Origin of the sequence: Lujinxingia vulgaris, from assembly GCF_007997005.1 — a bacterium.
Classification (GTDB): Bacteria; Myxococcota_A; Bradymonadia; order Bradymonadales; family Bradymonadaceae; genus Lujinxingia.
The window spans coordinates 218,828-245,710 of the sequence record NZ_VOSL01000044.1 but is presented as its reverse complement, the minus strand read 5'-3'; the positions used below and the strand labels follow the sequence as shown (position 1 = coordinate 245,710).

The following is a 26,883-nucleotide window of genomic DNA, read 5'->3' as shown; positions in this document are numbered from 1 at the left end:
GTGATGGTGGTGCTGGCGCTGATCGGCGTGTTCTTTGGTTTCTTCGCCGCACAGGGGCAGAACAGCCGTCAGATCGAGATCGCCCGTATCGAAGACGCGAAGGCGCTTCAGGAGTCGATCGATCCGGCGCTCGCGACGTTCAGCGAGATGGCCGACACGATCGCCGGCCTCTCGCCATCGGAAGTCGACTTTGAAGCTGCGGAGAACCTCGCGTCGAAGCAGTTTGTGGTCACCGGAGAAGTGCTCTCCAGCAACCGACTTCTGCTGGGTCGTGACGTTATCAACCCGCTGACCGCCTACATGGCCGAGTCGGCCGTGTTGAACGAGCTGCTTGCCGAACATCGTCGCCTGACCACGGTGGTCGACAAGGCCGAGATCGAGCGTCTGCTCTCCGAGAATGAAGTCCTGGAAGAAGATCTGATCGCGGTGGTCTTCGATTACCGTCACCTCTTTACCCAGGGCGGCAATGAGGTGTACCGCCCGCGACCGGGTCGCCTGGTGACGCTCAAGAATCTCGAGCGCGATGGTGAGGGTATGCTGGAGGCCAGCATGTTGAACTCCGAGCGCACCCAGAAGGTCGAGATGCAGTCGCTGGTGCCGCTGGAGCGCGCCGAAATCCTCAAGACCGCCGGCGACAACGCGCTGCAGCGCTACGAGCGTCGCGTCAATGAGATCAAGGCGCGCGCCGAGAAGCTCAAGCAACGCGTGAACCCGCTGAGCGAATCGCTCGACGCGCTGGCCTCGGCGCCCGAGCCTCCGCTGCTCAGCTTGTGAAAAGGCGGCGCTGAGCGCTAAGGTCCCCACCCACATCGGCTTTCCCGGTGTGGGTTTTTTCGTCTCAGGCAGGTTGTTTTTCGAGTGAGGGAGTCGCGTCGATGGTCACCACCCTGGTCCAGTTGTTTGAAGAGCAGGTGCAGCGCTCCAGCGTGCGCGTCGCGATGCGTTTTTACGAAGATCAGGCGTGGACCACGCGCACCTGGCGCGACTGGTGGGAGCGCTCCGAGCGCATCGCCGCGGGGTTGATGGCGCTGGGGGTCGAGGCGGGCGACCCGGTGGCGTTGATCGCCTCGACGCGGCCGGCCTGGGTCGAAGCGGACATGGGCATCATGATGGCCGGTGCGGCGACCGTGGCGCTGCATCCGGCGGTCAGTGAGGCGGGCATCGCCGCGGCGCTGACGCGCTGCAAACCCGGGGTGGTCATTGTCGAAGATCCCGTGCAGATGGCCCGACTGGTGGCGATGCCTGAGGCGTTGGCGTCGGTTCGTGCGGTCGTCTACTTCGACGCCGACGTGATGGTGAAGCGGCGCGGGGGAGGCGCCGGGGAGTTGATGCGCGTCGACGCGTTTCAACTTCCCGAGCACGTCGCGCGCCTCTCGCTCGACGAGCTCGGACAGCAGGGGCGTCGGCGCTTGACCGACGACTCGCGCTATGTGGCCTCAAGACGTCGCCAGATCACCCCGGAGATGAGCGCGGCGGTGGTGTTTACCGCCGGAACCAGCGCCGAGCCGCGCGCGGTCACGCTGACCCACCACAACCTCGTGGCCCAGGTCGAGGCGATGTCCGCGTTGCGCCTCTTTAGCTTCGATGATGTGCAGCTGCTCTTTTTGCCCCTGGCGCACGTCTTCGCCCGGGTGCTCTACCTGGCCGGGGTGGGCTCCGGGATGACCGTGGCGTTTGGGCGAGGGGCGCGCCATCTTCTGGATGACCTCGCCAGCGTTCGTCCCACGTTGCTGGCCAGCGTGCCCTGGGTCTATGAGCGGCTCCAGTCCGAGATCATCTCCCGGGTGGAGGAGCGCGGGCTGCGCGCGCAGCTGATGCCCCTGGCGCTGGAGGTCGGAAAAACGGTGCGCCGCCGGATGCTGGGCGGGCAGCCCGCCTCTCGTCTGCTGCGCTGGGAGCATGCCTTCTTCTCTAAAGTATTACTTGAGGATGTTCGGGAGCGGCTGGGCGGTCGTATGCGTTTCCTGATCAGTGGTGGCGCGCCGATGCGTCCGGAGATCACCGAGTTTTTCTTCTCGACCGGGGTTCAACTTCTCGAGGGCTACGGGCTGACCGAAGCCTCGGGCGCGGTAGCGTTCAACCTCCCCGAAGATGTGCGGATCGGGAGCGTGGGGCGGGCGCTTCCCGGGGTGGACGTGACTCTGGCCGAAGATGGCGAGGTCCTGGTGCGAGGCGACACCGTGGCGCACGACCTGTCCGAAGGGGAAGGGGCAGGCCAGGTTGACGCGCGCGGCTGGCTGCATACCGGTGACATCGGGCGTTTTGACCGCGAGGGGTTTCTCTTTGTGGTCGATCGCAAGCGCGAGGTGGTGATGACCTCCACCGGACGCCAGATCGCGCCGGGGCCGCTGGAGAGCGCGCTCGAAGAGTTCGGGCTGATCGCTCACGCTGTGCTCGTCGGCGAGGGCCTGCCTTTTGTCTCGGCGCTCGTCGCTTTGAATCCGGACCGACTTCTGGAGTTTGTGCAGGCGCAGGGGCTGGACTACCGCGCGTCCGTCCGTGAGCTCACGACGCACCCGACGGTGCACCAGGCCTTGATGGGGCATCTCGACGAGGTCAACCGACGTCACACCGTGGCCGAACGCATCCGTCGGCTGGCGGTGATCCCCGAGTTTCTCTCGGTGGCCGACCAGACGCTGACCGCATCCGGGGAGGTGCGGCGTCCGGTGGTGCTGGAGCGTTATCATGCGCTTGTGGACTCGCTCTACGCGGATCGCCGCGCCGGGGCGGCCGGCGGCGCAGGAAAAAATTGACGGCACACCACCGTGTCCTACCGTGGAGCACGTCCTATCGCCGGTGGCCATGATGGCGCACCGAAGTTAACGCGTTCGAATTATGGAGGATTCGATGAATCGCATCAGCGGCACCATCCGACGTCAGCCCAGCTTCCGTCCCTCGTTTGCCGGCGTGCGCCGTCACCCTCGCTGCGAGCTGCAGACCCGCGTCTTCGTGCAGGACGCCGACGGCTGGGAGATCCCCCTGGAGAGTCTGGACTTCTGCCCGACCGGGATGTTTGTGCGATCCAACTTCCTCTTCGAGCCCGGCCAGGTGCACACCCTGATCTTTGAGGGCCCCGGTGGCGAGTCGACCTACGCGGTGCGGGCTCGCGTGGTGCGCTCGGAGACCGGCGCGGAGTTTGGCGACCGCCTCCCGGCCGACTTTGTGCCCGGGATGGCCTATGAGTTCGTCGACGTCGCGCCGCGGGTGCGTCAGCGCCTCTTTGGTCTGGCCGCGATGTGTGGCGTGCGGGTCTGAAGATGACGGACTTCGCCAAATTCCACGGTCTGGGAAACGACTTCATCGTCGTGGAGCAATCCGTCGAGGCGTGGACGCCACAACGCGTGCAGGCGATCTGCGATCGTCACCTGGGTGTGGGCGCCGATGGCGTGCTCGTTCTGGAGCGACGTGGCGAGGATCGTCTGCGCATGGTCGTCTTCAACCAGGACGGCAGCCGTCCGCAGATGTGCGGAAACGGCGTGCGATGCGCCGCCGCCTATGCGCAGAGCCGCTGGAAGATGGGCGACAGGCTTACCGTCGAGAGCGACGCGGGCCCGCGCCCCTGTGAGATCACCCCCGGTGAGCAGCCGGGGAGCTGGCAGGTCAACGTGGCGATGGGGCCTGCGACGATCGGCGAGCGTGACACGCTGCACGTCGAGGATCACGCCTTTACCTACACGCCGGTCGATATGGGAAACCCCCACGCCGTCATCTTTGCGTTTCCCGGCGACCGCGTCGTCGACCTCGCCGGTGAGGCGGCAAACGCAGGTCACCCCGACTTTGACCAGGGCGTCAACCTGGAGTTCGTCGAGGCGCGGGGTGACGAATGGCGCACAAGCGTGTATGAGCGGGGCGTTGGCCGCACCCGCGCCTGCGGCACCGGGGCCTGCGCCGTCGCCGCCGCGATCTGGCACCGGGGTCTGGCCCCTGCCGAATCGCCGGTGGTCGTCGCGCTACCCGGCGGCCGACTCACCATCGAAACGCGCCAGGGCCAGATATGGATGCAGGGCCCGGCTGAGCACGTCTTTACAGGGATGTACCGTAACATCAGGAGCAACGAAGATGCGTAACCTCATGTTGGCCTCTGCGGCTATCGCGACCGTGTTTTTAACCGGATGTCAGGAGACGGTCGTCGTCGCCTCCAACGGCGCGGCGATGTTCGTCGCCTCCGCGCTGCTCTGGTCGACGGTGCGGCTGAGCAAACACACCGACTCCACGAAGGATTGAGCATGAAGTGGTCCGAGGTCTTCGAGCCGGGGCTCTCCACCGACGAGCTCTTTCTTAAGCGCCTGCCGGCGATGCAGAAGACGCGCCAGCAGGAGTTTCGGGAGTTCTCCAGCGCGACGATCATCGTCAGCGTTCTTTTCGAGGACGTGGACCAGCGCTTCACGCTGACCTTTGACGAAGACGGCCTGGAGGTCATCGATGAGGAAGCGATCGACTTCCCGGTGGCCAGCGCTCGCGGTCGTCTGAGCGACTGGCAACGCGCGCTCCCCTGGATTCAGGAGCTTGTGATCCCGGCCGACGCGCAGGTCGCTCGCTACCGCGGCAAAGTGCACCTGACTCCCGAGATGATCGAGCGCTTCGAGCGTTTTGACGGGGTCTTTGAGGTCACGGTTACCGATCTTCCCGACGCGCGCCCGCTCACGTTTTCGATCGTCCTCAATGATTATGAGGCCCCCGACGATGCGCGTGTGGTGCGCGCCTCGGTGGGCTGGCCACTCCTTCAGGATGTGGCCCACGGCCGCATCGATCCGGTGCAGGGCGCCCGCCAGCTGACGATGTCCGGTGAGGTGGGCCTGGCGCTGGAGATCGGCGCCTTTATCATGCGGGAGCTCGGGCTCTAGGAGCCTTGCGCACCCGCACCAAGGTCGATACACAGGGGAGGCAATCGTGCCCCCCGACTCCCTCCGGCGACTCCCAGCCCAGCGAACCCCCTATGATCCTTCAGCCCCGCGACGTCGGTTGGATTGAAGTCATCTGCGGACCGATGTTCTCCGGTAAGACCGAAGAGCTGATCCGACGCCTCAAGCGTGCGAGCTACGCCCGCCAGAGTGTGCAGATCTTCAAGCCGGCCATCGACGACCGCTACGATGAGAGCGCGATCGTCAGCCACAGCCAGATCTCGTTGCCCAGCGTGGCCGTTAAGAACCTCGATGAGCTTCGCCAGGCCCTCGATCCTCAGGTCGATGTCGTGGGTATCGACGAGGTGCAGTTCTTCGATGAGCGCGTCATCGACTTCTGCGAAGAGCTCGCCGACGGCGGCCGTCGCGTGGTGGTGGCCGGGCTCGATCAGGACTACCGGGGCCAGCCCTTCGGGCCGATGCCCGGCCTGCTCTCGGTGGCTGAATACATCACCAAATTGATGTCGATCTGCATGCGCTGCGGCAACCCTGCCCACCGCAGCTACCGACTCTCCGAAGATCCCCAGCAGGTCCTGGTGGGGACCGCCCAACAGTACGAAGCCCGCTGTCGGCGCTGCTTCACCGAGGGCTATCCCTCGCAGAGCGCCACGGCGTCCAAGCCCGCTGAACCCCAACGTATGGAACCCCGAGGTCGTCGATGAAAGCCCCCAAGCGCAAACTCAAAGTCCTTATCTCCGAGGAGGAGATTCAGAAGCGCTGCCGCGAGCTCGCCGCGCAGATCAACGAGGACTTCGCCGGCGATTCGGTGCACGTCATCGGCGTGCTCAAGGGCTCGTTTATGTTTCTCTCGGACCTGGTCAAGCACCTGACGGTCGACGTCTCGATCGATTTTCTCGGGCTCTCCAGCTACGGCACAAGTCAGGAGACCAGCGGGGTGGTGCGCATGACCTCCGACCTGGCGTTGCCGATTAAGGGGCGCAACGTCATCATCGTCGAAGACATCATCGATACCGGTCTGACCATGAAGTATCTGGTCGACAACCTGCGCACGCGCATGCCCTCCGATCTGAAGGTGTGTACGCTCTTGTCGAAACCCTCCAATACCCGCGAAGATGTGCCCCTGGATTATGTGGGCTTTACCATCGGCGACGAGTTCGTGATCGGCTACGGTCTCGACGATGCTGAATTTTCGCGCAACATCCCCTACATTGGGGTCGTTGATTTCGATTCGCAGGATTAAACCAGCCTCCTCCCCACACGAGGGTGAGGGCGCGCTCTGAGGAGAGACGCAATGTCGAAACGAGCTATGGGACACTCGAAGACCGGGACGCTACTGGCCATGGTAGGCGCGGCGACGATCTCGCTGGGCGCGCTCGCTGGCTGTGAGGCCCCGGATTGGGAGAACCCCGATTACGTCGCGAAGATGCTCAAAGAGGGCGAGTCGGCGGAGAAGTCGATCGCGCTGGAGAACCTTCGTAAGTTCCCCGAAGAGCGTTACAGCGAGGTCGCGCCGGCGCTTGTGGAGATCTACATGTCCGGGGAGCGTGACGCCAAAGAGGCGATGAGCTACCTGGTGCAGTGGCGGGTTCCCGAGGCGGTCGACGCCTACATCAAAGAGATGGAGACCGACGCGGCGGGTTACGCCGGTGCGGCTGCCGAGGCGCTGGGCATCCTCGATCATCGCGCCGCCGTCCCGAAGATGGTCGCCGCGCTCCAGGCCACCGACAACAACGAGCGCAAGCAGGGCATCCTGCGCGGGATGGCGCGCATGTCGGATCCCCAGATGGTCGGGCCGATGGTGGAGCTGCTTAAGCTCGACGCCGACAACTTCCCGATCGCGCTGCACGCCTACGCCTGCGAGATCCTGGGCAACATCGGTCAGGAGAACCCCGGCGCGATCAACGAAGAGGCGCGCGACATGGTGGTGCTCGGGATGTTCTTGAGCAACAACACCAACCAGAACACCAACCGGGAGTGCGGCCTGGCGGCCCAGCAGATCGGCCCGACGATGGTCCCGCACCTGGTCAAGACCTTCAACGGGGAGCACCAGGCGGTCAATCAGCTTCTGATGAAGTACAACCAGGGCCCGGACTACGCCTTCCCGCCCAACCAGGCCAAGCTGGTGAGCGCGATTCGACTCGGGTCGATGCGCGCGCCGGAGGCCGTCGAGCTCTTTATGGCCGATCTCCAGAGTGAGAAGAGCGCGCCGGAAGAGCTCTCCGGCCGACAGTCGGTGAGCTGGCGCCTCAAAGAGGGCAACGCCACCGACGAGATGATCCTGGCGCTCGGCGACCTGGGTAACCCGGAGGCCCGCGAGCTGCTGGAGGAGATCGTCAGCGATGAATACACCAACGATGAGTGGGACGAGATCACCGACGGCCTGATCGAGCTGCAGCTTCGTCAGGACGCCGCCACCGCGCTGGCCCGCCTGGGCGACCGCGCCGCGCTCCCGACCCTGATGGAGATGGCGAAGAACGGGGTGATTATCGACCTTGAGAAGCGCTTCGCGATGCTCGCTCAGAACGGTCAGCCCGGCAAAGAAGAGGAGCGCTACCAGTTCAACTGGATGGTCGCCCAGGCCTACGCGATGCTCGCTGACGCCGACCAGCGCGAGACCTACCAGGGGCTGATCGACGAGACCGACGAAGGCGGACTCAAAGAGAAGTACACCAGCTTCCTGCCGGCCTTTGATGTGGCCGCTGAGTGCGGTGGTGCCGGCGACGCGGCCGCCCAGGCGGCGTGTTACGGCAAGAAGATCGAAGATGAGAACGCGGTGGTGCGTGCGAAGGCCGCCTATGAGCTGAGCCGCCTTCCCGTCGAGGTGGCCTCACCCGTGGTCGCCGAGGCGATCTCCACGCAGAACCTGGAGACGCGTGAGCTGCTGACCTTTGCAGGATACCGCGTGGCGACCCCGGCGCTGGCCGAGGCCGTCGGTGAACTTCTCGAAGAGGAGAAGGGCCGCAGCAACGATGACGCCCGCCGCGATCGCAACCGCCTGAAACTTTTGCACGCCTACGCGCTGCGCTCTTCTCAGGGCGGTGCGCAGGCGGCTGAATAAGGGTCTCCATGAGCCTGACAGCTCGCCCGAGCGTGGCGCTCCTTGAGGGGAACGCCACGCTGGCACGCATCATCAGCGAGACGCTTCGAGCCAGCGCGCTTGAGGTGGTCAAGCTCAGCGGTCCGCCGCCGGGCGCCGAAGGCGCCCGGCTTGTGATCGTGGACGTGGACAGCGCCGGGGTGGATGCCCGGCGCTGGCTGCATTTTTGCGAGGAGCGCCAGCTGCCGGTGCTGGTGTGCGGGGTGGCCAGCTCACGGGCCCATTTTGCGCAGTACCCCTGGTTGGGCAGGCCCTTTACCACCCGACAACTCGAGCGGGTGTGTGAAGAGCTCCTGCGCGACGGGAGCCCCCCGCGGCGCTCGCACTCGGTGCCCGGCGCCATTGAGGTCCGCGATCCGGTCACCGTGGAGATGGAAGGCGAAGACGCCTCCGACCTGGAGGTGGAGCTGGGGCTGAGCCCCGGGACCCTGGGAGGCCAGGTCTTTGAAGACGACGATTTTTTGGAGATGATCGACGTCGACACCACCGGCTCGATGATCCTGGAGATCGAGGATCTGCCCGGAGGGCTGGGGCAGGGCGGTGTGCTGGTGGGAGGTGCCCGCCGCGAGTCGCTGGACGCAGCGCGCCTGGAGGCCGAGCGCTCCCGCAGCGCCGAGGTTGATGTCACCATCGACGAGGTCATCAGCCCCTCGACCTTTCCGGAAGTTCCCGCGGGTATTGAAGTTCCGACGATCGGTGGTGATGCCACAGCCATCTCGGTGGTCGCACCGACGAGCCAGGTGGATCGGATCACGCTGCATCAGGTCGCGCACCTGCTCGCGGAACACTGGGAGCGGGTGGGCTTGAGCGCGCGCGCCACCGATCGCGCCGAGCGCCTGGAGCGCCTGCTGGGCGCGATGGTGGACGGCGGCATCGATCGCGTGGCCGAAGAGCTCAGGAGGGTGCCCAACGCACGGGGCTTCTCCGGACAGATCGAGACGCTCTCGGTGGTCGACCTGCTCCACACGCTGCGTGAGCGCAGGCTGCGCGGACGTCTCGAGGTGAGCCTGCCGGGCCGCAGCTTTGTGCTCTACGTCGACGGCAACGTGCTCCACGAGATCGAGTCGCTTGGCGAGAGCACCGACGGGATGTTGCTCGAGGTGCTACGCGCCGAAGGCGCGGTCGACGAGGGCGTCTACCAGCGTCTCTCCCATGACCTGCGCACCGGACAGTTCGAAGAGGGCCCGCTGGAGATGTTCCTGCGACGTGAGCAGATCGTCGATGATCTGCGGCTGCTCGACGCGCGCAAAGGTCGCGCGCGCAGACTTCTCGGGGAGATCTGTGGCGGGCGTCGCGGCGGTTTTGCCTTTATCGAGGTCGCCCGCGATTCGAGCTTTGCCTGGCCCACTCGCGGCCTCGATCTGAAGATCGACACCTTGCTGCTGGAGATCATGCGCGAGGTCTCGCTGGATACCGGTCACTCCGAGGCGACCGCGCGGACCCGCCTGGTGCTTGACGCCGGGCGCGCCGCCAGCGTCGACCCCCGGGCGCTCACCGACGATGAGCGTCAACTGCTCAGCTTTTTTGAAGAGGGACAGACCCTGGGCGAGGCGCGCGCACGTCTGGCAACCACCGGCGAGGAGTCGGTCGACCGGGTCGTTCAGCGCCTCAAGCGCATGGAGCTGCTCAAGCGTAAGTCGAGCGCCGGGGAGGTCATCGTCAAACGGCCCTCCGGGCCGCACGAGCGTCCTACTGCGGTGAGCAACTGGGAGATCGACATCCCCGATCTCGATCGCTCCCACCACATTGAGGTGGGCGCTCCTGAGAGCAGCGATGAGGAAGAGACGCATCAGGAGCGCGGTTACCTCGCCGGTGCTCCGTTTGAGGAAGACGCGGCCATGAGCTGGGATGAGGAGCTCGATTCGATCTTCCGCCGGGCCGCCGATACCGCCGAGTTTGATACGCAGGGACGAGACGATGATGACACGAAGTAGGCTGCGCGATGCGGCGCTATGCGTGGCCGCGATGGCGGTCATGCTCAGCGGCTGTAAAGCCGAGGAGCCCGGGCCCGAGCAGGTCTTTCGCGGCTTTGTCGAGAACATCTGGCGCGGCGAGGATGCGCAGGCTCTGGAAGCGGTCCTCCCGGAGACGCGCGCGCGACTTCTCGAGCCGCTCGACGAGGTTGAAGAGCGTGTGGGAGAGGGCCACGGCCTGGAGCCGATCGACATGCTGATCGTCACGCGTCTCGATAACCCCCATGAGCTCAAAGAGGTCGAGGTCGTCGGCGAGCTGGCCGAACCACCGAAGGAAGGCACGCGCGTGGAGCTTGCGCTGCGTATGCTCGACGATCGGGAAGGCAACGCGACGATGGTCTATCAGGGCGGTCGCTGGTACGTTGATCTGCCCCTGGACAAGGTGGACACCGAGCAGGTGCTCGTGCCCCTGAACCGCGAGCAGGAAGGGCCGCAGGCCACGCCCGAAGGGCAGCCTGCAGCTGAGCAAGAGACCGAGCACTCCGAGTAAGAAGGGAAGGTTGAGCGATGAGCGAGTCGTCGAATAAGCCACCGCGCGTTCCCCCGCCGCTGACACCGAGCGGGCGTAAACCCTCAGCGTCTGGCGCGCGACCTCCCGGGCCGCCCCCGAAGCCTGCGGTTCGGCGTCAGGCACCCGGCGTGCGCGGGAGCACCCAGGCGCCGGAGGCCGCGACGCTGAAGACCGGCGATGCCGTCGGCGGCCGCTTTGTCGTGGAGCGCTACCTGGGAAGCTCCGGCGGGGGCGTGAGCTACCTGTGCAACGACCGCCAGACGCAGTCTCCGGTGGTTGTGAAGGTGCTCGAGATGCCGTTCCCGGGCGACGACGCCTTTGCAAAGCTCAGCGCCGACGTGCGACTGGCCGGCAGCATTGACCATCGCAACCTCACCGGTGCCGTGGGTATGGGGCGCACCCAGAGTGGCGAGATTTTTATTGCGATGGAGTTCGTGGAGGGCTCTACGCTCTCGCAGCTCGTGGCCCAGCGGCGCGAAGAGGGGCGCACTCTGAGCATTCGCGACACCTTTACGGTGCTCGCCCACGTCTGCAGCGCGCTCTCGGCGGTGCATGAGCGCAAGACCAGCCACGGGGTGCTCACGCCCTACAACATCTATGTGAACAAGCAGGGCGTGGTGAAGGTGGGCAACCTGGCCTTCGGGCGCATGGTCAGCACCTTCCTTCATGCGCGGGGTGAGGGGCCCTTTCACGACAGTATCTATGTGGCGCCGGAGGTATCTGAGTCGCCAGCGAAGCTCAGCGCTGCGGCAGACCTCTACAGCCTGGGCATGATCGCCGCCGAGTTGCTCAACCCCACCGGGCTCCCCAGCGACCGTAAGCAGGCCCATGAGATGGCTCTCGACGGGCTGGCCAAGTACCCGCCGGCGCTCTTCAGTCTGGTCTCGGCGTGCCTCTCCGGGGACCGGCGTCAGCGGCCTCCTTCAGCGCAGCAGTTCCGCGATGATCTCGAAGAGATCGCGCGCGACGCCGGCGCGCGTTTAAGCGGCGCGGCCCCTCCCGGGGCGCTGCCCGTGGAGCCCGCTGTGGCCGAGAGTGAAGAGGGCGACAGCCTCTTCGATCTCTTTGACGTGGGCGATATCGCCCCGCCGCCTGCCGACGACGCCGAAGCCGAGCGCTACCTTGTGCAGAAGAGCGGCCTGGACTACGGCCCCTTCACCGAGACGCAGATCCTCGACCAGCTGCGCGCCGATGAGATCGACGAAAACTCGCTGGTGCTCGATCGTTTTACCCAGCAGCGCTGTCGGCTCATCGAGATGGAGGCGTTTAGCGCAAGGGTCAAAGCCTACATCCCCGAGCGCGAGGAGCGCCGGCGTCGCGAGGCCGAGGCCCGCGCGGAGCTTCAGCGCAAGGTGAAGAAGGGCGGGCTCGCTGCGCTGGTCGTCTCCATTGTCGCGGGGCTTGTGGTGCTGGCGGCCATGGGCTGGTTCTGGCTTCAGCAGCCCGACCCGGAGCCGATGCCGCTGGAGCAGGCCTTTGCGTCACTGGACTACACCTTCCTTCCACCGCCCTCGGAGTTTCAGGCCGTGGCGGTGGACTCCGATCTTTTGCAGAGCATCTTCAACCCTCGCGCCAGCGAAGAGGAGATCGCGCGCACGCTCAAGAAGGTGCGCGGCGCAGGTGGAAAGCGCGCCGCAGGCAAAGCGGCGGCCGGTGGCGGCTCCGGGGAGCGTGAGGCCGATGTCGACATGGCCAACTTCTCCGGCTCGTCCAAGCACCTGAGCGACCAGGAGATCAACCGCGTGATCATGGGCGACTTCAGCGCGATGACCGATTGCATCCGCTCCGAGCTCGACCGCAATAGCTCCTTTAAGGGCCTGACGGTGCAGTTCTTTATCCGCCCCTCCGGCACGACCGGCGGCGTGCAGATCAAAGAGAGTCAGTACCAGAGCCGCGAGGTGGGGCAGTGCATGATCCAGCGCTTCCGCGCGATGAAGTTCCCCGAGCACGGCGCCATCTCCAACCGCGGCGTGGAGTTCCCCCTCTACGTGCAATGACAGAGCAGGTGGCAGCATGACGATCCGTGAGCGCCCGCGCTTTGAGCCTGGCGAGTACCCCAACCTCATCGCGACGCCTGTCGTCGAGCTTGATCTGGATGGCGAGCCGGCCACGCTCACCCTCGGGCGTGTCCTGGGTGGCGCGTTGCGCCAGCGCGGCGAAGGGTTTCTGGGGCTCGTGGGTGATCTGGGCGCGGGAAAGACGACGCTGATCAAAGGCCTGGCCGAGGGTATGGATATCGCGCCTGACGCCGTCTCCAGCCCGACCTACGCGCTGGTGCAGGAGTACGGCTCGGAGGCTGAGCTCGTGCATATGGACCTTTACCGGCTTGAACACTACGACGATCTGGAGTCGCTGGCCTACTGGGACTACATCGACCGCCCCGAGACGTTGGTCTGCGTGGAGTGGCTCGACCGCATCCCCCACGCCTGGCCCGGCCAGGGCGTGATCGTGGAGCTTGAGCGTCGCGGCGAAGGCCGCCAGGCCCGCCTCTATGCCAGTGAGGCGTATGCGGCGCTTGCAAAACACGTCGGCTCCCAACGATACGACATCACCTGAAGGTTTTTCCCATGAGCGCGACCCCCAATGACACCCCGACCCCCCAGGCCGAGGTGGTGCTGCCGGTGGCGGCCCGACGCAAGATCGAGGCGCGCCTTCGCACCCGCTACCACGCCTACCTTCGCCCCGGTGAGCGCATCGCGCTTGAGGTGGAGGAAGAGGACGACTTTGTGTTTGCCCGACTCAAGCTGACCAGCGCCGACAAGCGCTTTGCGTTGGAGCTGGAAGGTGCGGCGATCATTCAAGATCAGGACGCGGCCTTTATCGCCGCAACCTCGCCACGCGACCGGCTGCTGGCGGTGATCGAGTTTCTGGCCGATCAGCTCAACGACTACTTCAGGGTTCAGCGCAATCAGCGCTTTCACCTGGACTGGCGCAAGCATCCCTGCAGCGGTCTTACGGTGCGATTCCGTGGTGTCGAGCGCTCGCCAGAGCTCGAAGATCAGGCCAACCGCCTTCTTGGAGAGACGTCGGAGGAGCTTTGAGTCAGCGACCTGACGAGCTTCAACCGGGCGCTGCGCCGGGGATCCTGGCGGCGCTGATCTTCTACGGGGGGATGCTGGGCGTGGCCTGGCTTCTGGGTGTGGTGTGGCTGGACCTCAACCTGTTGGTCTGGCCGGAGAAGTTGCAGGGCACCACCGCGTTGCACGCCGCGCTGGGCGCAGGGGTGGGGTTGGCGACGGTGGTCGCATCGCGTCTTGTGGAGCGTTACACCGACTGGGGGCGCAGGCTCGGTGAAGGGTTTGCAGGCATGCTGGGGGCGATGACGCCGGGGCAGATTCAAGTGCTGGCGCTGACCAGCGGTGTGGCCGAAGAGATCTTTTTTCGCGGGTTTTTGCAGCAAGCGTTCAGCACTGCGGGCTGGGCGGGCCCCTATGGGGAGTGGGTCGGGCTTGGGCTTGCGAGCGTGATTTTTGGGCTTATTCATATCGGTCCGGAGCGCGAGACCTTCCGCCCCTGGACGTACATGGCGCTGGGGCTCGGTGTGGTCTTCGGGCTGATGTACCTCTACACCGGTTCGGTGCTCGCGCCGGTGATCGCGCATATCACGGTGAACTATTTCAACCTGGGTCATATCTCGCGGCAGGCGCTGGCCGAGGGAGAGGCCTCAAGCCCTGAGGATGAGCGATGAACCCGGTGGTGGTGATCACAACGGTGCAGCCGGCGTTGATCTTCTGGATCGCGACGATCGCGCTCTTTATGGGAATCGCCCTGGCGGCGATCGTCTCGCCAGGACGGCGATGGTTTGAGCTCACCGTGATCCTGGCGCTGGCGATGCTGATCTTCGGCGCGGCGGGATTTGCCTTTACGCAGCTGGTGCTGGGCTATGAAGTGGTGGTGGTCGACGCCATCGCTTCCATGCGCGGATAGGCGCCGAAGTCGTTGTCTGGCGCGGTCTAGAGCGTGCACGCCGCCTCGATCGGGCATCCGGGGCAGTGCTCCTCGGAGCGGCGATGAATGCAGCGCCGTCCGATGCCCAGGTGGCAGAGCGCGAAGTCGTATTTGAGGGGATCGTCGGGGTCGAGCGCCGCCAGGCGCTCAGAGACCTCGACGGCCGCGCGGGCATCCAGGCTCTTGCGTGAGAGCAGGCCCAGGTAGCGGCATAGCCGGCTTGTGTGGGTGTCCAGGGGCATCACCAGCGCATCGGGCCTGAGCGAGGGCCACAGGCCCAGATCGATGCCGTCGGGACCGCGGCTCATCCAGCGAAAGAAGAGGTGTAGGCGTTTGCACGTGCTGCCATCGGCGGGATCGGGCAAGAGGTAGCGAAACCCGCGAGCGAGCCGGGGGCGAAGGCGACGCTCGCGAAGGGTGGTGACGAAGAGGGAGGCGGCGTGCAGGTGGTGCGCACGGGCGTCTGCGTGGGTTGAAGGGTGCGGGGAGTCGGGGAGGCCGGCGTCGTAGAGCGCGCCGAGGCTTCCCTCGCGGCGCAGGGTGCTCCCGAGGGCGACCGCGAGGTCGGCCAGATCTTCGCCACGGGTCATGCGGTAGGTGAACGCTGGCCAGAGCGTGGCAAGATCCTCAAGCGGGGTCACCCGGAGCGTGTGGGCGGGGTGGGGCCCCAGAGGCGCCAGGGCCTCCACGATGGCGTCGCGCAAGACCTTGACCTGGCCGTAGGCCAGCGAGCTCGCGATGAGCGCGGCCACCTCCCGATCCTCATCGCGCTCGTACTCCCAGACTCGCCCCACCGGGTCATGATCGCGTCGGGCGAGGTGGTCGCAGTCGGCGATTGCTTCTTCAAGTAGAGCTTTAAGTGTATGCGTGTTCGTCATGGAGATTCAGGCCGAGGAGGATGGCGCGAGGATCTTTCGCATAAAATTTTTGACCGTCGTGGCGTCTCGCATAGGGTGTGCCTTCGATGTGGGAGAGGCGCGGTGGAACGCGGCCTCACCCTGGCACCCGACGATGCGCCCGAAGTCACGGAGGACTCAATGGCCACCAAAAAGAAGATGACCCTGTACCTGCCCGAAGAGCTTCTCAATGAGATGCGGCAGGAGGCGCTTCGCCAGGATCGCTCGTTGAGCTGGATCATGGAAGCCGCCTGGAAGGTCGCCCGGGAGCGACTTCGCGAGATGCCCGGGGTCGACGAGCTCTACGAAGATTATGAGGCTGCGAGCTAAGCAGACCTTTTGACGCATCACGTGAGGATGGGCCGCCGGGCGATTGCGCCCGCGCGGCCCTTCGTCTATGGAAGAGGCATCGAGAAGCGTGCATTCCTCCAGAGCCCGATGAGATGACCATGGCCGAGAAGACCCCGCCGAGTTCGAGCGCGTTGAGCCCGCGTGAGCAGCGCCTCCAGAGCGTGACGCGCAAGGCGCGGCGTCTGGGCTACATTGTCTTCTTTGGGACGGCGGTGTTGGTCTTTTTGCCCATTACCATCGGCGCGATCAGCGGCCTTCGGGATGGGCGCGTCTGGGATCCCTTCACCGGGCAGCAGGTCAGCGCAAGAGCTGAAGATCCGGATTGCCGCCGAGACGCGACCTCCCTTCTGATGGAGGCCGGGCGCCTCAACGCGCTGAGCGCGTCCTGGGAGAATCGCCATCGCCGTTGGGTGACGCGCTGCAAGGGCGAAGAGCCGGTGGCCTTCTCGATGTTGCGCAGCGCCCGCGGAGAGCTTCGGCGCGGGGAGTCCGGCAGCGCCTCAAGCGTTGAAGAAGACGTGGATTAACGAAGATCTTCGAGCACCGGCGCCGGCACAATGAGCTGGTAGCGGCCCGTGGTGTCGGTGCGTCCTTCGGCAAGAATGTCGCCAGTTTCGGGGTGGGTGAGCTGCACGGTGATCGCGCCGGTGGGATGCTGCGGATGCGTGAGTTCTCCGCGCACGATTGTCGGCGCGGCAAGGCGAAAGAGCAGCGTGGGGGTCTGGTCGTTGGCGCTCAAGGTCTCCACCTGGCGCGGCTGCCCCAGGCTTGCCGGTGGCACGATCGTGACACGGTAGTCTCCGGCCGGGAGGCGCGCCGACCAGCTGCCATCTTCCAGCGTGGTGAGGCTACGCGAGACATTCGACCTCTGGAGGTGCTCCAGGCGAAGGCGCGCTGACGCGACCGGCTCACCAGCGCTGTCGATGACGCGACCGGAGATCTCCGGCCGTGCCGCGAGCTCCACGGTGGTGCTCAGGCCATCGAGCAGGGAGGTCTCGACGACAGTGGACTCCAGCGCGCTGTCGGCCGGCGGACGCACCTCCAGCGCGTACGTTCCGGTCAAAAGGCGCGCGCGGGCCCGGCCCCCGGCGTCGACGGGGATGGGAAGTTGCAGCTCTCCGATGCCCAGCGGCGCGCGCGCCTCCAGGGCATAGGTTGACCAGTCTTCGGGCGCAAAGGGCGTCGCCGTCTGCAGCTGAACCTCCAGCTGCAACAGCTCAATGAGCCAGTTGCCCAGGTGAAAGCGCCCCTGGTCGTTCTCCGGGCCAAAGGCGCCTTCGAAGGTCGCCTGCGGGATCAAAGCGTCGGGCTGCGCCGGGGTGACGCGAAGGTCATAGGTGCGGCCGTCCTCCGGCGCGAGCAGGACGAACTCGCCAAGGCCATCGGTGATCGCGGTGGAGGTCGTCTGGCGGGAGTCGGGATCGATGCCGATCACGCGAGCGCCGGCGACGGGAAGATCGAGGAGGTCGAGCGGAAGTCCGGAGCGGCGGACCAGGCGACCGCGGAGCTCTCGAAGCTGGGAGGTGGGTGGCACCTCCAGGGTGCGCTCACCGTCGCCCTCTACCGAGAGGGGGCCCAGATCGTAGCGCGGCAACTCGCTGCCGTCGGGCACAAGAATGATCGCGTAATCACCGCGTGCCAGCCGCAGGGTGGCGCGGCCTTCGCGGACGCCGGCCTGGGTTTGTGCTTCCGAGAGGCTCCCATCGGGGATCGCCACCAGGGTGGCGCTTTGGTCTGGGGAGACACCTTCGAGTTGCAGCTCCAGGGTTGCGAGCGCGTCAACCTCCACCGTCGCACCTGTGACCGGCCGGCTCTGCGCCGCGATCGTCTGTGGCGCGATGTCCGAGGCGCTCGAGGGGAGGATGGTCAAACCGTAGCGCAGCGTGTCGCGGACAACCGGCACCACGCAGAGCTCCTGCTCGCATCGTCGCGTCGAGGGGCACTCCGTGTCGCTGCGACACTCGCCATAGAGGACCGGTTGATCCTCATCGGGAGGTTCAGGCCCATCAGGCCCCCCGGGGCCACAAGACGCCGCGGCGAGCCCTGTGAGCAGGCCGACGAGCATTCGGAAGGGAAGCGGCACACCACCTGAAACACGCGTCATAGTGCCTCCGTGCACAGACCCGGCCGAAAGCGCAGCTGCCAGCTATGCGAGACCATAAATCCGCCCGGCGCGACCTCGACCTCCGAGCCGGTCACGCGCACAAAGCGCCGGTCAGCCACAACAAGCCAGAGGGTCTCATCCTCACGATCCCGAAGGCGTTCGCTGCACGGATCGATGCGCGTGGTCACACGTTCGTAGACGTGGAAGACCTCGCGATGGCGAGGGTTGCCCGGAAGCGCACCGACCTCGGCCTGCTCCAGAAGTCCACTGTGCTCGCCCATCCAGACATAGTAGAGCGCCTCTTCTTCGTTGGGGTCGAAGAGCCCCTCGGCGGCGAGTGTGATCTCGCGCGCTGTCTCGACGCGTACGACGTCGAGGGCCGGTGAGACAAAGTCGCGATCGATAAAAGGGGGCAGGTTCACGGGGGCTTCCTCCACATGCAGCGGCGATCCAACGCAACTGCTCAAAAGCAAGGCCCATGCCACCGGCAAACACGCCCGACAACTCGCCATGTTGTGCGCTTCTTTCACGTCGTCGCTCTCGGGAGGGGCAGAATTCTCGGACATCGATGTCAGGCCTTCTCCAGATATCGGAAAATGGTGCGCGGATCGACATCAAGGTCGCGGGCGGTCTGGCTGCGGTTCCCGCCGTTTTGCTCCAGGGTCTCGAGAATGTAGTTCAGCGCGAAGGCTTCTTTGGCCTCGGCCAGCGAGCGACGCTGCGGGAGCGCGCTCTCCTGAAGCTCCAGATCGGCGGGCGTGAGCGCCGAGCCGCTGGCCAGAATCAGCGCGCGTTTTATGCGATTCTCCAGCTGGCGCACGTTGCCCGGCCAGTCGTAGCGGCGCAGCGCCTCGCGGCAGCTCGTGCTGAGAGGACGCGACGAGACGCCAAGCTCCGGGGCCAGGCGCTCGATCAGGAAGTTCGCCAGCAGCAGCACATCGTCGCCGCGTTTGCGTAGCGGCGGAAGGCGCAACTCCACGACGTTGAGGCGGTAGTAGAGATCTTCGCGAAAACGCTTCTTGGCCACCGCCTCGTGAAGATCGACGTGGGTCGCAGCGAGCACCCGAAAGTCGAGCTCCTCCGGGGTGTTGGAACCGACGCGCGTGACGCAATGCTCCTGAAGCACCCGCAAGAGCTTGACCTGCAGCGCCGCGGGCATCTCGCCAATCTCATCGAGAAAGAGGGTGCCGCGGTGGGCCGCGTGGAACTTCCCGTCGCGGCGGGCGGTGGCGCCGGTGAACGCGCCTCGCTCGTGACCGAAGAGCTCACTCTCAAGAAGATGCTCCGGGATGGCGCCGCAGTTGATGGTGATAAAGGGGCCATCGGCCCGCGGGCTGCGACGGTGAATCTCATGGGCGATGAGCTCTTTTCCGGTACCGGTTTCGCCCGTGATCAGCACGCTGACCGAGGCCGGCGCGACGCGCTCGACCGCTTCAAAGATCGTCTGCATGGCCTTGCTGGCGCCGATCACCGAACCGAAGCGTTGGTCGCGGAGCCGGGCGCGCAGCGCGTCGCGATCTTCTTGCAGAGCGTCGACGTTCAGCGCGTTGGCGATCATCAGGCTCGCCCAGGAGGCAAAGACCTGCAGTAGCTCCAGATCGACCCCGGCAAAATACCCGGTGGGGCGGTCATCGCCCACATAGATCAACCCGAGCAGCTCGCCATGGGCGAAGAGCGGAAGGCAGAGCACGCTGGAGATCTCCAGATCCACCACCGACTGGGCACCCTCAAACGCGTCCTCGCTGCGCACATCGGCGATGATGAGTGGGCGACGGCTGGCGATGGCGTGCCCGATAATGGAGTCCGAGAGGTGAAGGTGAGCGTTCTCCAGGGCGGTCGCGTCGACGCTGCGGGCCGCCGGGACACTCCACTGCCCGTCACGAGCCAGGATCACAAAGCCCTTTTGCCCCTCGCTGAGCTCCAGCACCGCGTCGAGAAGGTGTTCGAGCACCCCGGTGATGTCATCGGTGCCGGTGAGGCGCGTGGCGAGCGCGCGGAGATGCTCCAGCCCCCGGGGGTTGGTTGGCTCCGGGGGGGCCGCGGGTGAATCCAGGAGCACAACCTCCAGCTCAACCCCACCGAGGACAAGGCGATCCCCGTGGCAGAGGGTGTGCTCGCGGCGTTTCTTGCCGTTGACCATCACGCTGAGCTTTCGCGCGGTGGTGCGGATCACAAAGGCGCTGGCATCGAGCTGTATGGTGGCGTGATGCTCGGCGAGCTCCGATGTGTTCAGAGAGATGTCGTTGGCCGGCGCGCTCCCCAGAGTCGTCAGACGCTCGGTCAGGGGAAAGATGCGCGGCTCACCGCCACCGATGACGCGAAGACTTGCCATAAAGGTTCCGGGTCACAGTGTGATACAAAAGGATCGATGCGAGGGATTGAGGCGTCCACCTCACCAGGTGTCGGGAGGAGAGGCTGCCCTCATCTGTGAGGTCGCTTCAGTCCGAGAGATTGCGCAGCTCGGCCGGAGGTGCATCCAGGGTGCGAAGCGCAACATCCTCCGCCTCAAAATGATAGAACGACTCGGCAGCGCCCAGGCCCCAGCTCAAGCCCGCGACGGCCAGCCCGGTCCACTGTAAGGTTTGCCAGCGACGCGCCTGCTCAGAGTCCGCGGTCGCGATGCGACCCTGAGGGTCTCGCAGCGACTCGACCTGCCAGAAGCCGACGAGGTTTGCCGCCAGGCCCAATACCTGGGTGGCGGCAACGATCGCGCCTCGCAGCGGATGTCCGTTTTGAAATTGGCCGGCGCCCATCGGCAAGAGCGTCACCCAGGGCGAGCGGCGCGTGATGCGGCGTTCGACGTAGATGAGCGACGCGTCGTCGGGCGCAGCGGCGCGGCTTCCGGGGAGCGGAAGTGGCGTACGAAGCGTGCGTTGCAACGCGATCAGATCGGCGGGAAACACCAGAGGATCGAGGGTGTGCTCGGGATCGTCGAGGATCGCGACCTGCAGCTGCGCGCGCGCGTGGGCCAGAAGCTCTGACGCGCGCATCGCATCGGCCAGCGACTGGCCCTCGAAGTAGAGGCCCAGTGCCAGCAGTGACCTTGCCTTCGCGCGATCCTCTGGCGAGAGCGCGTGGAAGGCCTCGGTGTCGATGAAGGGGGAGAGCAGGGGGCGTAGCTGCTCAAACTCGGCACGTTGAAGGGCGTCATGCGCCCGGGATAAAGGGTTTTCTTGAAGTGATGCTTCAGGTTTTGTGGCGGAGGGGGCCTGAGCTGAAGCAGGCAGAGCCTGGAGCCAAAGCGCCACGAGCGTTACGGCCAGAAGCGCGGCGCGTCGACCGGAGGTGCGGCGATCAGCGTGGTGAGTCGGCATCGGCAAGGGAGAGCGCCAGGGAGGTGGTTTGTCCGGGGCGTACGGTCACCGTACGCGAGAGGATACGGGTCAGATCGCGGTGGCTCGCCACGCGCAGCTCCAGCTGGCGTTGAGCGGGGGCTTCGTCCGCCTTACCAAAGGACACCTCGATGGGCTCGGAGGCGCCCCCGGCGTTTACCATCACCGGTCGGGAGCGTTCATCGAGCCAGACCAGCGCGTTGCGATCCGTGACCAGCTCAATGTAGCCGGGCAGCCAGCGCAGGACAACGCGCTGCGCGCGTTGACTCGACTCCGGGGTGATCTCGAAGGCGTCTTGGAGCGTCTGGCAGCCCGGGCTTGTAGCCTCAATCTGGGTGGGGCCGACCGGGAGCTCGATGCCACGAGCGGCCTCGATGGCCGAATAGCGTTTGCCATCGATGATGAGCGTAGCCGCCGCGGGGATAACCCTGAAGCGTTGCTTGAGGGTTTTGGGCGGTGTGCGGGAGGTCTCCGCGGGAGGTTGATCTGTGGGCCATCCCGCACCCGCGCTCGCCGATGCCGGGGCGACAGGGGGAGGGGCATCGCGCTGGTCGATGCGCGCAGGTCGGGCGGACTCGGCGTCCGATGCATGTTGAGTGCTTTTGTGAGCTGCATCGATCGCGGCGACGATGTCCTCCTGAATCGGACGGATGTCCGCGAAGGGTGAGGTCGCCGACGTCGGCTGAGTCGTTGTGGTGGCGAGGGGAGCCGGAGCCTTCCGGGTAGGTGTGGATGATGGTGCATCGTTCTGAACGGGTTCTTTGGCACCGAGCCACAGCGCACCTCCCGCCAGAGCACCACCGAACAGCGCCACTGCGCCGGCTCGCAACAGGCGGCCAGGTCCGCGCGCCGCTCGGTCGCTGGCGTGAAGCTGCGAGAGCTTCGCCAGTGCTTCCGGCGAGTCGGGTTGGTATGCGAGCAGACGTTCCAACTCGTAGGTGGCTTCGAGCGTGGCGCCCCGGGTGCGGAGCGCGTCGACGCGCCTCATGAGCGCCTCACAGATCCTCGCTTCCAGCCGAGAGACACCGTCCGGTCCTAAAGTGTTGCCTGAGATTTCATTGATGTAGCGCTTGAGGTCTGGGCGCCATGCAGGCACATCGACGAGGTTCCGAAGCTCTTTTTGCGCCTCGGTGACGTTGGAGGGGCGTTTTTCGGGGGCGACGCTGATCCAGCGGCTGATCAGCTGGCTCAGGCGGCGTCCCACCCGGGCGTCGCGCCGATGGGCGGGCGTGTGGTCGCCGCGCTCAATGGCGCGAAGGATCTGCGCGGGGTGGTCTCCTTCAAAGGCGTCCTGGCCGGTGATCAGTCGGTAGAAGGTCGCGCCGATGGCAAAGAGGTCACTGGCGATGTCGGCGCGCCGGCCCTCCATGAGCTCCGGCGCCATAAAGGCGGGGCTCCCGAGCAGCGCGCCGGTACGTGTGATGCGGGCCTGGTCAAGGAGGTTGGCCAGCCCGAAGTCCAGGATCACCACCGAGGCGTCCTGCCGCACCATCACATTCTCCGGCTTGATGTCGCGGTGAATGATCTGGTGCTGATGCGCCAGCTCCAGCGCGTCGAGGGTCTCGGCAATCAGGACTGCGGCAAGCTCCGGGGGCAGTGGACCCGCGCGCTCCAGGAGCGCCGCGAGCGACTGTCCGTCGATGAGCTCCATGACGATGAAGGCGTCGTCGGACTCGGGGGAGGAGAAGTCGTAGATTTTGACGATGCCCGGGTGGTCCAGGCGGGCGACCGCGCGGGCTTCACGCTCAAACCGCGCCCGGTGTTCGGCCACCTTCGCCAGATGCGGGTGCAGGCGTTTGACCGCGACCTCGCGAGCCAGAGTCTGATCGTAGGCACGGTACACCGTCGCCATGCCCCCCTGTCCGAGCTCCTCAAGGATCGTGTAGCGCTCCGCGATCGTGTCGGGCGTGGAGACCGGGTTCATGGCGCGGCGGCCTCCGGCGAGCAGAGCAGGGCGGGACGCTCGGCATCGGGCTGAGCCGCGAGCAGCGCGGCCTCTTCACGCCGGCCGACGATAAGCAACGCCGCCAGGTGGGCGGCCGTGCCGTATTCGGGGCTCGCTTCAGAAAGCGTGTTCAGCCAGGAGGCAGCCTCGCCATCGCGGAGCCGTGCGTGCTCCGGAGGTAACTCCAGGCTGGCAGGCTCGTCAGCCTTCGGGGTCGCGAGCGCTTCGAGCAGACCACCGAAAACGAGCCCGTCGAGGAAGGTGATCGTCGCGACTCCGGGGCGGTGATTCAGCGCGCCGAAGTGGTCTCGCGCGGCCTTGAGCGAGCGGGCTGCGCTGAGCGCGTCGCCACGCGCCAGGGCTCGGGTGCCCGCGTTGTAGCCTGCGCGCGCCTCTGAGAGCAGGTGGCTGGCGGTGAGTACTGAGAATGCCTCGCCACTGACATCCGCGAGCGCGATGCGCCCGGCGAGCTGGTGAAGGGAGCCCGGCAAGTGCCGGTCGAGGTCGAAGTTCAGGGGAACGAGCCCCACGCACGTGCCCGGCACCGGCTCACGGCGCGCCAGTTCGCGCAGCTCGGCGCCCGCGTCGGGATGATTGAAGCCGCGTTTGCCGGCGCTGCGCTCGAACTCAATGTAGGCGGCGACGAGATCGCGCGCGGCGCGAAGTTCAGCGGCCTCAGGCGCGCAGTTTGTCGCGCGCACGAGGTGATCACCGGCCAGCTGGATGTGGCCGCGGCGCGCCGCCGCCACCGAGAGCGCCAGGCTCCAGCGGGCGCAGGTGTCGGAATCCCCCAGGCTGCCGGCCAACGTGGCGGCGGCGCTGAGCTCGTCGACGTTCAGCGTGTCGGAGCCGGCGGCGCGGTAGCGTGCGTCGAGGAGCAGAAGCGCCTCGCGGGTAAAGGGGCGGGCGCTGACCGGACGCGCCTGGAGCGCTTCGATAAAGCGCTCCGGGCTCTCGCAGAGGGCATCAAGACCCTCGTCGGCCCACCAGCCGACAAACTCGACCCACTGACGTCGTTCGCGCCCGAGGAGGGGGCGGTCGCCGCGCCGGGCGGCGTTGGCAAAGTGCCAGCGAAGCGCGCGGGTGCGTTCGCAGGAGGGCGCCGGGCTACTTACGACCTCAGCGATGGCGTTGAGGGCTCGCCGGAGCGCTTCTGCTGAATCGGCGTCATCGGTAAGGGGCAGGAGCGCGACCCAGAGCTCCGCGCGCTCAGCGGGGTCCTGGATGGTGCTGGCGAGCATCTCCAGCCGGGCCACGTCAAAGAGCGGGCGAAGCTCCAGGGTGGGGATCGTTTCCAGAGTTTCTTGCAGGGCGGGCTCGGACGCGTCGCGCGCGCGCAGCCCGTACGAGGTGGCGGTGCACGTCTCCACGCTCAACGGATCGCAGCTCGGGGTCAGGTCGGGCTTGAAGATCGCCTCCCAGAGGGCAAGCGCGCCGGCCTGCTCGTAGCGCGGGCGCAGCACCTCGGCAGACTCCACACCGGGGAGCGACTGGCCGTGCATGCCGAGCATGGCCCAGATCGCCAGGGCCCAGTCCGCCTGGTCATCGTTTTCAAACCCCACGACGTAGTCGCGATAGGCCAGCCCCTCCGAGGCGCTTCGGGCCGCGTGGGCGGTGCGGAGCTCGGCCCAGCGGTACCAGGCAAGACGCTCCTCGTCGCGTCGGCTCTGAGCCAGCTCCTGCCTGCGGGCGGTCTGCTCCAGGTAGCGATCGGTCTGGGCGAGCTGGGCATGGATGATCGCCGTCCCGTCGAGAAGATCGGGGATGTTGGCGCTGTTCCAGACGTTTCGACCGGCGTAATGCGCCAGGCGCATCGCGGCCTCCAGAGAGCCGCCGGTGGCGAGGATGTCCATCACGCGGAGCGCCCGCGACTCGCCACGGGGGTCCGGTGAGGTCTGCGCGATCGCCCGCTCCGCCCAGAACGCAGCCAACTCCCAGTCGCCGACCGCACCGAAGGCGGCCACCAGGCTCCAGACGTGCGCTTGCGGCGTGGGAACCTTGTGTGGCGCCATCGCGAAGTTGGGCGGCCCGAGCAGGCGATCGTCGTAGGTGGCCATAAGTGGGCGGGTGATCGCGGGCATCTCCACCAGAGCGTGCTGCGCCGAGGGGCAGCGCACCATCGCATCGGCGCCGGCCACCAGCGCGCGAGCTTCCATGGCGACCGGGTGGGGCGAGTGAGGCGACGGCCACTCGCCGGCGCTGATAAAGCGCGCGGCGGTCGATGGCCCATCGGCGCGAAGATCGCAGTCCGGGCCCAGCGCAACCCGGGGGGCGGCGGCAAAGCGGCCGCGACGCGGCGCGCTGGCGATCGCCAGCCAGGCACCCTCGATCGCTTCGCCATCGCGTTGCGCTCTCTGTTGGACGACATCCACCACGGCACGACGCCGGTAGGGAAGATGCATCGCCCCGTTATCGGACGAGCCGAGGCGAAGTCGGGGCGACGCGCTGGCGTCGAGGTCGAAGAGTGACCAGCGTGTGTCTCCGGTCACCTCACATGTTGAGGCCGTGAACGCGCCTTCCCCCACACACATTCGGGCGGGAAGGCCGGCATCGGTCACCGGCGAGAGACGTCCTTTTAGCTCGCCGCGAAGGGGCCAGGTGTCGAGGCGTTGTAAGCGAAGCCGCTCTCCCGGAGCGTCGATCACCACAAAAAGATGTTCGGCGTCTCCGCCTTCAAAACGCGCGACCTCGCCGGGCTCGAACTCCCAACGCCAGGACGCGCCGCGGTCGGGCTCCATCGACCAGGTGCCGTCTTGCAGAAGCGTGAGCGCCGCGCTGTCGCTGACGCGATCGTCGGGCTGCACGCGCATGGTGATCGCGAAGTCATCCGCGGCGCCCGGTGTGCTCGCGCATCCGAACGCTCCCGACGTGGCGACCACCATGGCAACGCGCAGCAGCGCCCCGATCCGACTCCAATCATTCATCCCTGATACCGAACCTGCAGCCGCGTGCGGCCGACGCAAAAACAATCGCCGTCAATCAGCTCAACGGCGCCACGAATTCGAATGAAGGTGCCCGACTCGCTGATGAGATCGCGCAGGTAAAACTGCCCGTCGCGGCGCTCAAAGCTGGCGTGCGGTGACGAGAGAAGCTCATCATGGGGGAAGTTCAGATCGGCGCCTTCTCGGCCGATCAGCATCGAGTCCACAATCGGGTAGATCCCCCGGATGTGGCCCCCCTCGACATACTCGACCAGGCGCGGCGCGGTGGGCAGCTTCGGAGCGCCCAGGGTCGGCACCGACTGCGAAGACCCTGCGTCCCAGCCTGTTCGAAACGCCAGACGTTGCGCGCCCACGAGGATCTCATCGCCGTCTTCCATCACAAACTCATCGGCGATTCGCAGGTAGACGCCGTTATGACTGCCCAGATCTTCGAGCACCCACGAGCCCTGCTCCTGGCTAAGCTGGGCGTGCCAGCGGGAGACAAAACGATCGTCGAGGGTGAGATCTGCACGCTCTCCGCCCAGCAAAAAGCGCGGACCCTGCAGGCGAGCGCGCTGGTGCGGGCGGCCGGGCGACTCCACGTCCAAAAACGCCGCGGGTTGATTCGCGCGTCCAGCTCGCCGTGAGGCCACCGGCGCCGCAGGTTGTGCTTGCCTGCGAGCGGGAGCCGCCGGGGAGACCGGCGCGGAACTCAGCACGTGGTCATCGGCCACACTGGAGAAGAGGTCGGCGTCATCGACGTCGAATGGAAGGCTCTTGTCACGAGAGTCAGACATAGCGCGAAATGAGGGTGTGGGACAGGCCAGCGCTACGCGCACAGAGGCGCGAGGCGTCGGCGATGGCGGGCGGAGTACGCTGGCGCGAAGCTAACACAGCGCGCGAAGCCGGGACAACGCCTCAGCGCCCGGCTTCGCCCGCTCTC

Annotated in this window: 26 protein-coding genes; 18 read left to right on the top strand and 8 right to left on the bottom strand. The window is 66.2% G+C overall.

All coding sequences use genetic code 11. The annotated features are described in order from the left end of the window. The 16 genes from FRC96_RS22030 to FRC96_RS10170 all read left to right on the top strand — a co-directional run. Positions 1–774 (top strand): hypothetical protein (locus FRC96_RS22030; RefSeq protein WP_230470097.1); only part of this gene is annotated, 774 nt, incomplete at its 5' end. A 101-nt stretch (positions 775–875) separates the two neighbouring features. Beyond that, positions 876–2,753 carry an AMP-dependent synthetase/ligase gene (locus FRC96_RS10230; RefSeq protein ID WP_146974396.1) on the top strand — a complete coding sequence of 626 codons (1,878 nt, stop codon included), beginning with the start codon at positions 876–878 and terminating at the stop codon, positions 2,751–2,753. Positions 2,754–2,847: 94 nt separating this feature from the next. Next, positions 2,848–3,255, top strand: a complete 408-nt coding sequence (locus tag FRC96_RS10225) for a PilZ domain-containing protein (RefSeq protein WP_146974395.1) — start codon at positions 2,848–2,850, stop codon at positions 3,253–3,255. A 2-nt stretch (positions 3,256–3,257) separates the two neighbouring features. After that, on the top strand, positions 3,258–4,067 hold the full coding sequence (gene dapF / locus FRC96_RS10220; RefSeq protein WP_146974394.1) for a diaminopimelate epimerase: 810 nt from the start codon (positions 3,258–3,260) through the stop codon (positions 4,065–4,067). After that, positions 4,060–4,224: a hypothetical protein gene (locus FRC96_RS22025; RefSeq protein ID WP_230470096.1), complete on the top strand. Its 165-nt coding sequence runs from the start codon at positions 4,060–4,062 to the stop codon at positions 4,222–4,224. Before dapF ends, FRC96_RS22025 begins: the two co-directional genes overlap by 8 nt. Before the next feature lie 2 nt (positions 4,225–4,226). Next, a complete protein-coding gene (locus FRC96_RS10215) occupies positions 4,227–4,844 on the top strand; it encodes an SCP2 sterol-binding domain-containing protein (protein ID WP_146974393.1) in 618 nt (205 codons plus the stop codon). Positions 4,845–4,936: 92 nt separating this feature from the next. After that, on the top strand, positions 4,937–5,563 hold the full coding sequence (locus tag FRC96_RS10210; protein WP_146974392.1) for a thymidine kinase: 627 nt from the start codon (positions 4,937–4,939) through the stop codon (positions 5,561–5,563). After that, positions 5,560–6,102, top strand: coding sequence for a hypoxanthine phosphoribosyltransferase (gene hpt, locus FRC96_RS10205; protein WP_146974391.1), 543 nt, complete (start codon positions 5,560–5,562; stop codon positions 6,100–6,102). Before FRC96_RS10210 ends, hpt begins: the two co-directional genes overlap by 4 nt. 51 nt (positions 6,103–6,153) lie before the next feature. Beyond that, positions 6,154–7,920, top strand: a complete 1,767-nt coding sequence (locus FRC96_RS10200; protein ID WP_146974390.1) for a HEAT repeat domain-containing protein — start codon at positions 6,154–6,156, stop codon at positions 7,918–7,920. An 8-nt stretch (positions 7,921–7,928) separates the two neighbouring features. Then, positions 7,929–9,893, top strand: a complete 1,965-nt coding sequence (locus FRC96_RS22020; RefSeq protein WP_230470095.1) for a DUF4388 domain-containing protein — start codon at positions 7,929–7,931, stop codon at positions 9,891–9,893. Then, positions 9,880–10,422 carry a hypothetical protein gene (locus FRC96_RS10195; RefSeq protein WP_146974389.1) on the top strand — a complete coding sequence of 181 codons (543 nt, stop codon included), beginning with the start codon at positions 9,880–9,882 and terminating at the stop codon, positions 10,420–10,422. Before FRC96_RS22020 ends, FRC96_RS10195 begins: the two co-directional genes overlap by 14 nt. A 149-nt stretch (positions 10,423–10,571) precedes the next feature. Next, positions 10,572–12,440: a protein kinase domain-containing protein gene (locus tag FRC96_RS10190; protein ID WP_230470094.1), complete on the top strand. Its 1,869-nt coding sequence runs from the start codon at positions 10,572–10,574 to the stop codon at positions 12,438–12,440. A 16-nt stretch (positions 12,441–12,456) separates the two neighbouring features. Beyond that, positions 12,457–12,999, top strand: a complete 543-nt coding sequence (gene tsaE, locus FRC96_RS10185) for a tRNA (adenosine(37)-N6)-threonylcarbamoyltransferase complex ATPase subunit type 1 TsaE (RefSeq protein ID WP_146974387.1) — start codon at positions 12,457–12,459, stop codon at positions 12,997–12,999. 11 nt (positions 13,000–13,010) lie between these two features. Next, positions 13,011–13,484, top strand: coding sequence for a hypothetical protein (locus FRC96_RS10180; protein ID WP_146974386.1), 474 nt, complete (start codon positions 13,011–13,013; stop codon positions 13,482–13,484). Next, on the top strand, positions 13,481–14,131 hold the full coding sequence (locus tag FRC96_RS10175; protein WP_146974385.1) for a CPBP family intramembrane glutamic endopeptidase: 651 nt from the start codon (positions 13,481–13,483) through the stop codon (positions 14,129–14,131). The genes FRC96_RS10180 and FRC96_RS10175 overlap by 4 nt, the downstream gene beginning before the upstream one ends. Next, positions 14,128–14,370: a hypothetical protein gene (locus FRC96_RS10170; protein ID WP_146974384.1), complete on the top strand. Its 243-nt coding sequence runs from the start codon at positions 14,128–14,130 to the stop codon at positions 14,368–14,370. Before FRC96_RS10175 ends, FRC96_RS10170 begins: the two co-directional genes overlap by 4 nt. A gap of 26 nt (positions 14,371–14,396) precedes the next feature. Here the strand turns inward: FRC96_RS10170 and FRC96_RS10165 are convergent, their stop codons facing one another. Further along, positions 14,397–15,269 carry a TIGR02757 family protein gene (locus tag FRC96_RS10165; RefSeq protein ID WP_146974383.1) on the bottom strand — a complete coding sequence of 291 codons (873 nt, stop codon included), beginning with the start codon at positions 15,267–15,269 and terminating at the stop codon, positions 14,397–14,399. Between the two features lie 102 nt (positions 15,270–15,371). Here FRC96_RS10165 and FRC96_RS10160 point away from each other — a divergent pair, with 102 nt between their 5' ends. Together FRC96_RS10160 and FRC96_RS10155 are read left to right on the top strand one after the other, a co-directional pair. Continuing rightward, positions 15,372–15,617 carry a TIGR04563 family protein gene (locus FRC96_RS10160; RefSeq protein WP_230470093.1) on the top strand — a complete coding sequence of 82 codons (246 nt, stop codon included), beginning with the start codon at positions 15,372–15,374 and terminating at the stop codon, positions 15,615–15,617. A 119-nt stretch (positions 15,618–15,736) separates the two neighbouring features. Next, positions 15,737–16,165, top strand: coding sequence for a hypothetical protein (locus FRC96_RS10155; RefSeq protein ID WP_146974382.1), 429 nt, complete (start codon positions 15,737–15,739; stop codon positions 16,163–16,165). Here the strand turns inward: FRC96_RS10155 and FRC96_RS10150 are convergent. From FRC96_RS10150 to FRC96_RS10120, 7 genes are all read right to left on the bottom strand, one after another. Further along, a complete protein-coding gene (locus FRC96_RS10150; RefSeq protein ID WP_146974381.1) occupies positions 16,162–17,742 on the bottom strand; it encodes a carboxypeptidase-like regulatory domain-containing protein in 1,581 nt (526 codons plus the stop codon). The genes FRC96_RS10155 and FRC96_RS10150 overlap by 4 nt on opposite strands. Further along, positions 17,739–18,164: a hypothetical protein gene (locus tag FRC96_RS10145; protein ID WP_146974380.1), complete on the bottom strand. Its 426-nt coding sequence runs from the start codon at positions 18,162–18,164 to the stop codon at positions 17,739–17,741. The genes FRC96_RS10150 and FRC96_RS10145 overlap by 4 nt, the downstream gene beginning before the upstream one ends. A 149-nt stretch (positions 18,165–18,313) precedes the next feature. Continuing rightward, positions 18,314–20,074, bottom strand: a complete 1,761-nt coding sequence (locus FRC96_RS10140; protein ID WP_146974379.1) for a sigma 54-interacting transcriptional regulator — start codon at positions 20,072–20,074, stop codon at positions 18,314–18,316. A gap of 106 nt (positions 20,075–20,180) precedes the next feature. Continuing rightward, positions 20,181–21,062: a hypothetical protein gene (locus FRC96_RS10135; RefSeq protein ID WP_146974378.1), complete on the bottom strand. Its 882-nt coding sequence runs from the start codon at positions 21,060–21,062 to the stop codon at positions 20,181–20,183. After that, complete coding sequence (locus tag FRC96_RS10130; RefSeq protein ID WP_146974377.1) at positions 21,037–22,998, bottom strand: serine/threonine-protein kinase; 1,962 nt, start codon at positions 22,996–22,998, stop codon at positions 21,037–21,039. The genes FRC96_RS10135 and FRC96_RS10130 overlap by 26 nt, the downstream gene beginning before the upstream one ends. Beyond that, entirely contained in the window at positions 22,995–25,943 is a 2,949-nt protein-coding gene (locus tag FRC96_RS10125) for a hypothetical protein (protein ID WP_146974376.1), read from the bottom strand. The genes FRC96_RS10130 and FRC96_RS10125 overlap by 4 nt, the downstream gene beginning before the upstream one ends. After that, positions 25,940–26,737, bottom strand: coding sequence for an FHA domain-containing protein (locus tag FRC96_RS10120; protein WP_146974375.1), 798 nt, complete (start codon positions 26,735–26,737; stop codon positions 25,940–25,942). The genes FRC96_RS10125 and FRC96_RS10120 overlap by 4 nt, the downstream gene beginning before the upstream one ends. Positions 26,738–26,883: the final 146 nt, after the last annotated feature.

Coding starts and splice junctions, on each gene's coding strand:
- FRC96_RS10150 (WP_146974381.1), bottom strand. CDS start 17,742: ATGACGCGTGTTTCAGGTGGTGTGCCGCTTCCCTTCCGAATGCTCGTC.
- FRC96_RS10195 (WP_146974389.1), top strand. CDS start 9,880: ATGACACGAAGTAGGCTGCGCGATGCGGCGCTATGCGTGGCCGCGATG.
- tsaE (WP_146974387.1), top strand. CDS start 12,457: ATGACGATCCGTGAGCGCCCGCGCTTTGAGCCTGGCGAGTACCCCAAC.
- FRC96_RS22020 (WP_230470095.1), top strand. CDS start 7,929: ATGAGCCTGACAGCTCGCCCGAGCGTGGCGCTCCTTGAGGGGAACGCC.
- FRC96_RS10200 (WP_146974390.1), top strand. CDS start 6,154: ATGTCGAAACGAGCTATGGGACACTCGAAGACCGGGACGCTACTGGCC.
- FRC96_RS10230 (WP_146974396.1), top strand. CDS start 876: ATGGTCACCACCCTGGTCCAGTTGTTTGAAGAGCAGGTGCAGCGCTCC.
- FRC96_RS10225 (WP_146974395.1), top strand. CDS start 2,848: ATGAATCGCATCAGCGGCACCATCCGACGTCAGCCCAGCTTCCGTCCC.
- FRC96_RS10130 (WP_146974377.1), bottom strand. CDS start 22,998: ATGAACCCGGTCTCCACGCCCGACACGATCGCGGAGCGCTACACGATC.
- FRC96_RS10180 (WP_146974386.1), top strand. CDS start 13,011: ATGAGCGCGACCCCCAATGACACCCCGACCCCCCAGGCCGAGGTGGTG.
- FRC96_RS10215 (WP_146974393.1), top strand. CDS start 4,227: ATGAAGTGGTCCGAGGTCTTCGAGCCGGGGCTCTCCACCGACGAGCTC.
- FRC96_RS10165 (WP_146974383.1), bottom strand. CDS start 15,269: ATGACGAACACGCATACACTTAAAGCTCTACTTGAAGAAGCAATCGCC.
- FRC96_RS10210 (WP_146974392.1), top strand. CDS start 4,937: ATGATCCTTCAGCCCCGCGACGTCGGTTGGATTGAAGTCATCTGCGGA.
- FRC96_RS10155 (WP_146974382.1), top strand. CDS start 15,737: ATGGCCGAGAAGACCCCGCCGAGTTCGAGCGCGTTGAGCCCGCGTGAG.
- dapF (WP_146974394.1), top strand. CDS start 3,258: ATGACGGACTTCGCCAAATTCCACGGTCTGGGAAACGACTTCATCGTC.
- FRC96_RS10170 (WP_146974384.1), top strand. CDS start 14,128: ATGAACCCGGTGGTGGTGATCACAACGGTGCAGCCGGCGTTGATCTTC.
- FRC96_RS10120 (WP_146974375.1), bottom strand. CDS start 26,737: ATGTCTGACTCTCGTGACAAGAGCCTTCCATTCGACGTCGATGACGCC.
- FRC96_RS22025 (WP_230470096.1), top strand. CDS start 4,060: ATGCGTAACCTCATGTTGGCCTCTGCGGCTATCGCGACCGTGTTTTTA.
- FRC96_RS10140 (WP_146974379.1), bottom strand. CDS start 20,074: ATGGCAAGTCTTCGCGTCATCGGTGGCGGTGAGCCGCGCATCTTTCCC.
- hpt (WP_146974391.1), top strand. CDS start 5,560: ATGAAAGCCCCCAAGCGCAAACTCAAAGTCCTTATCTCCGAGGAGGAG.
- FRC96_RS10125 (WP_146974376.1), bottom strand. CDS start 25,943: ATGAATGATTGGAGTCGGATCGGGGCGCTGCTGCGCGTTGCCATGGTG.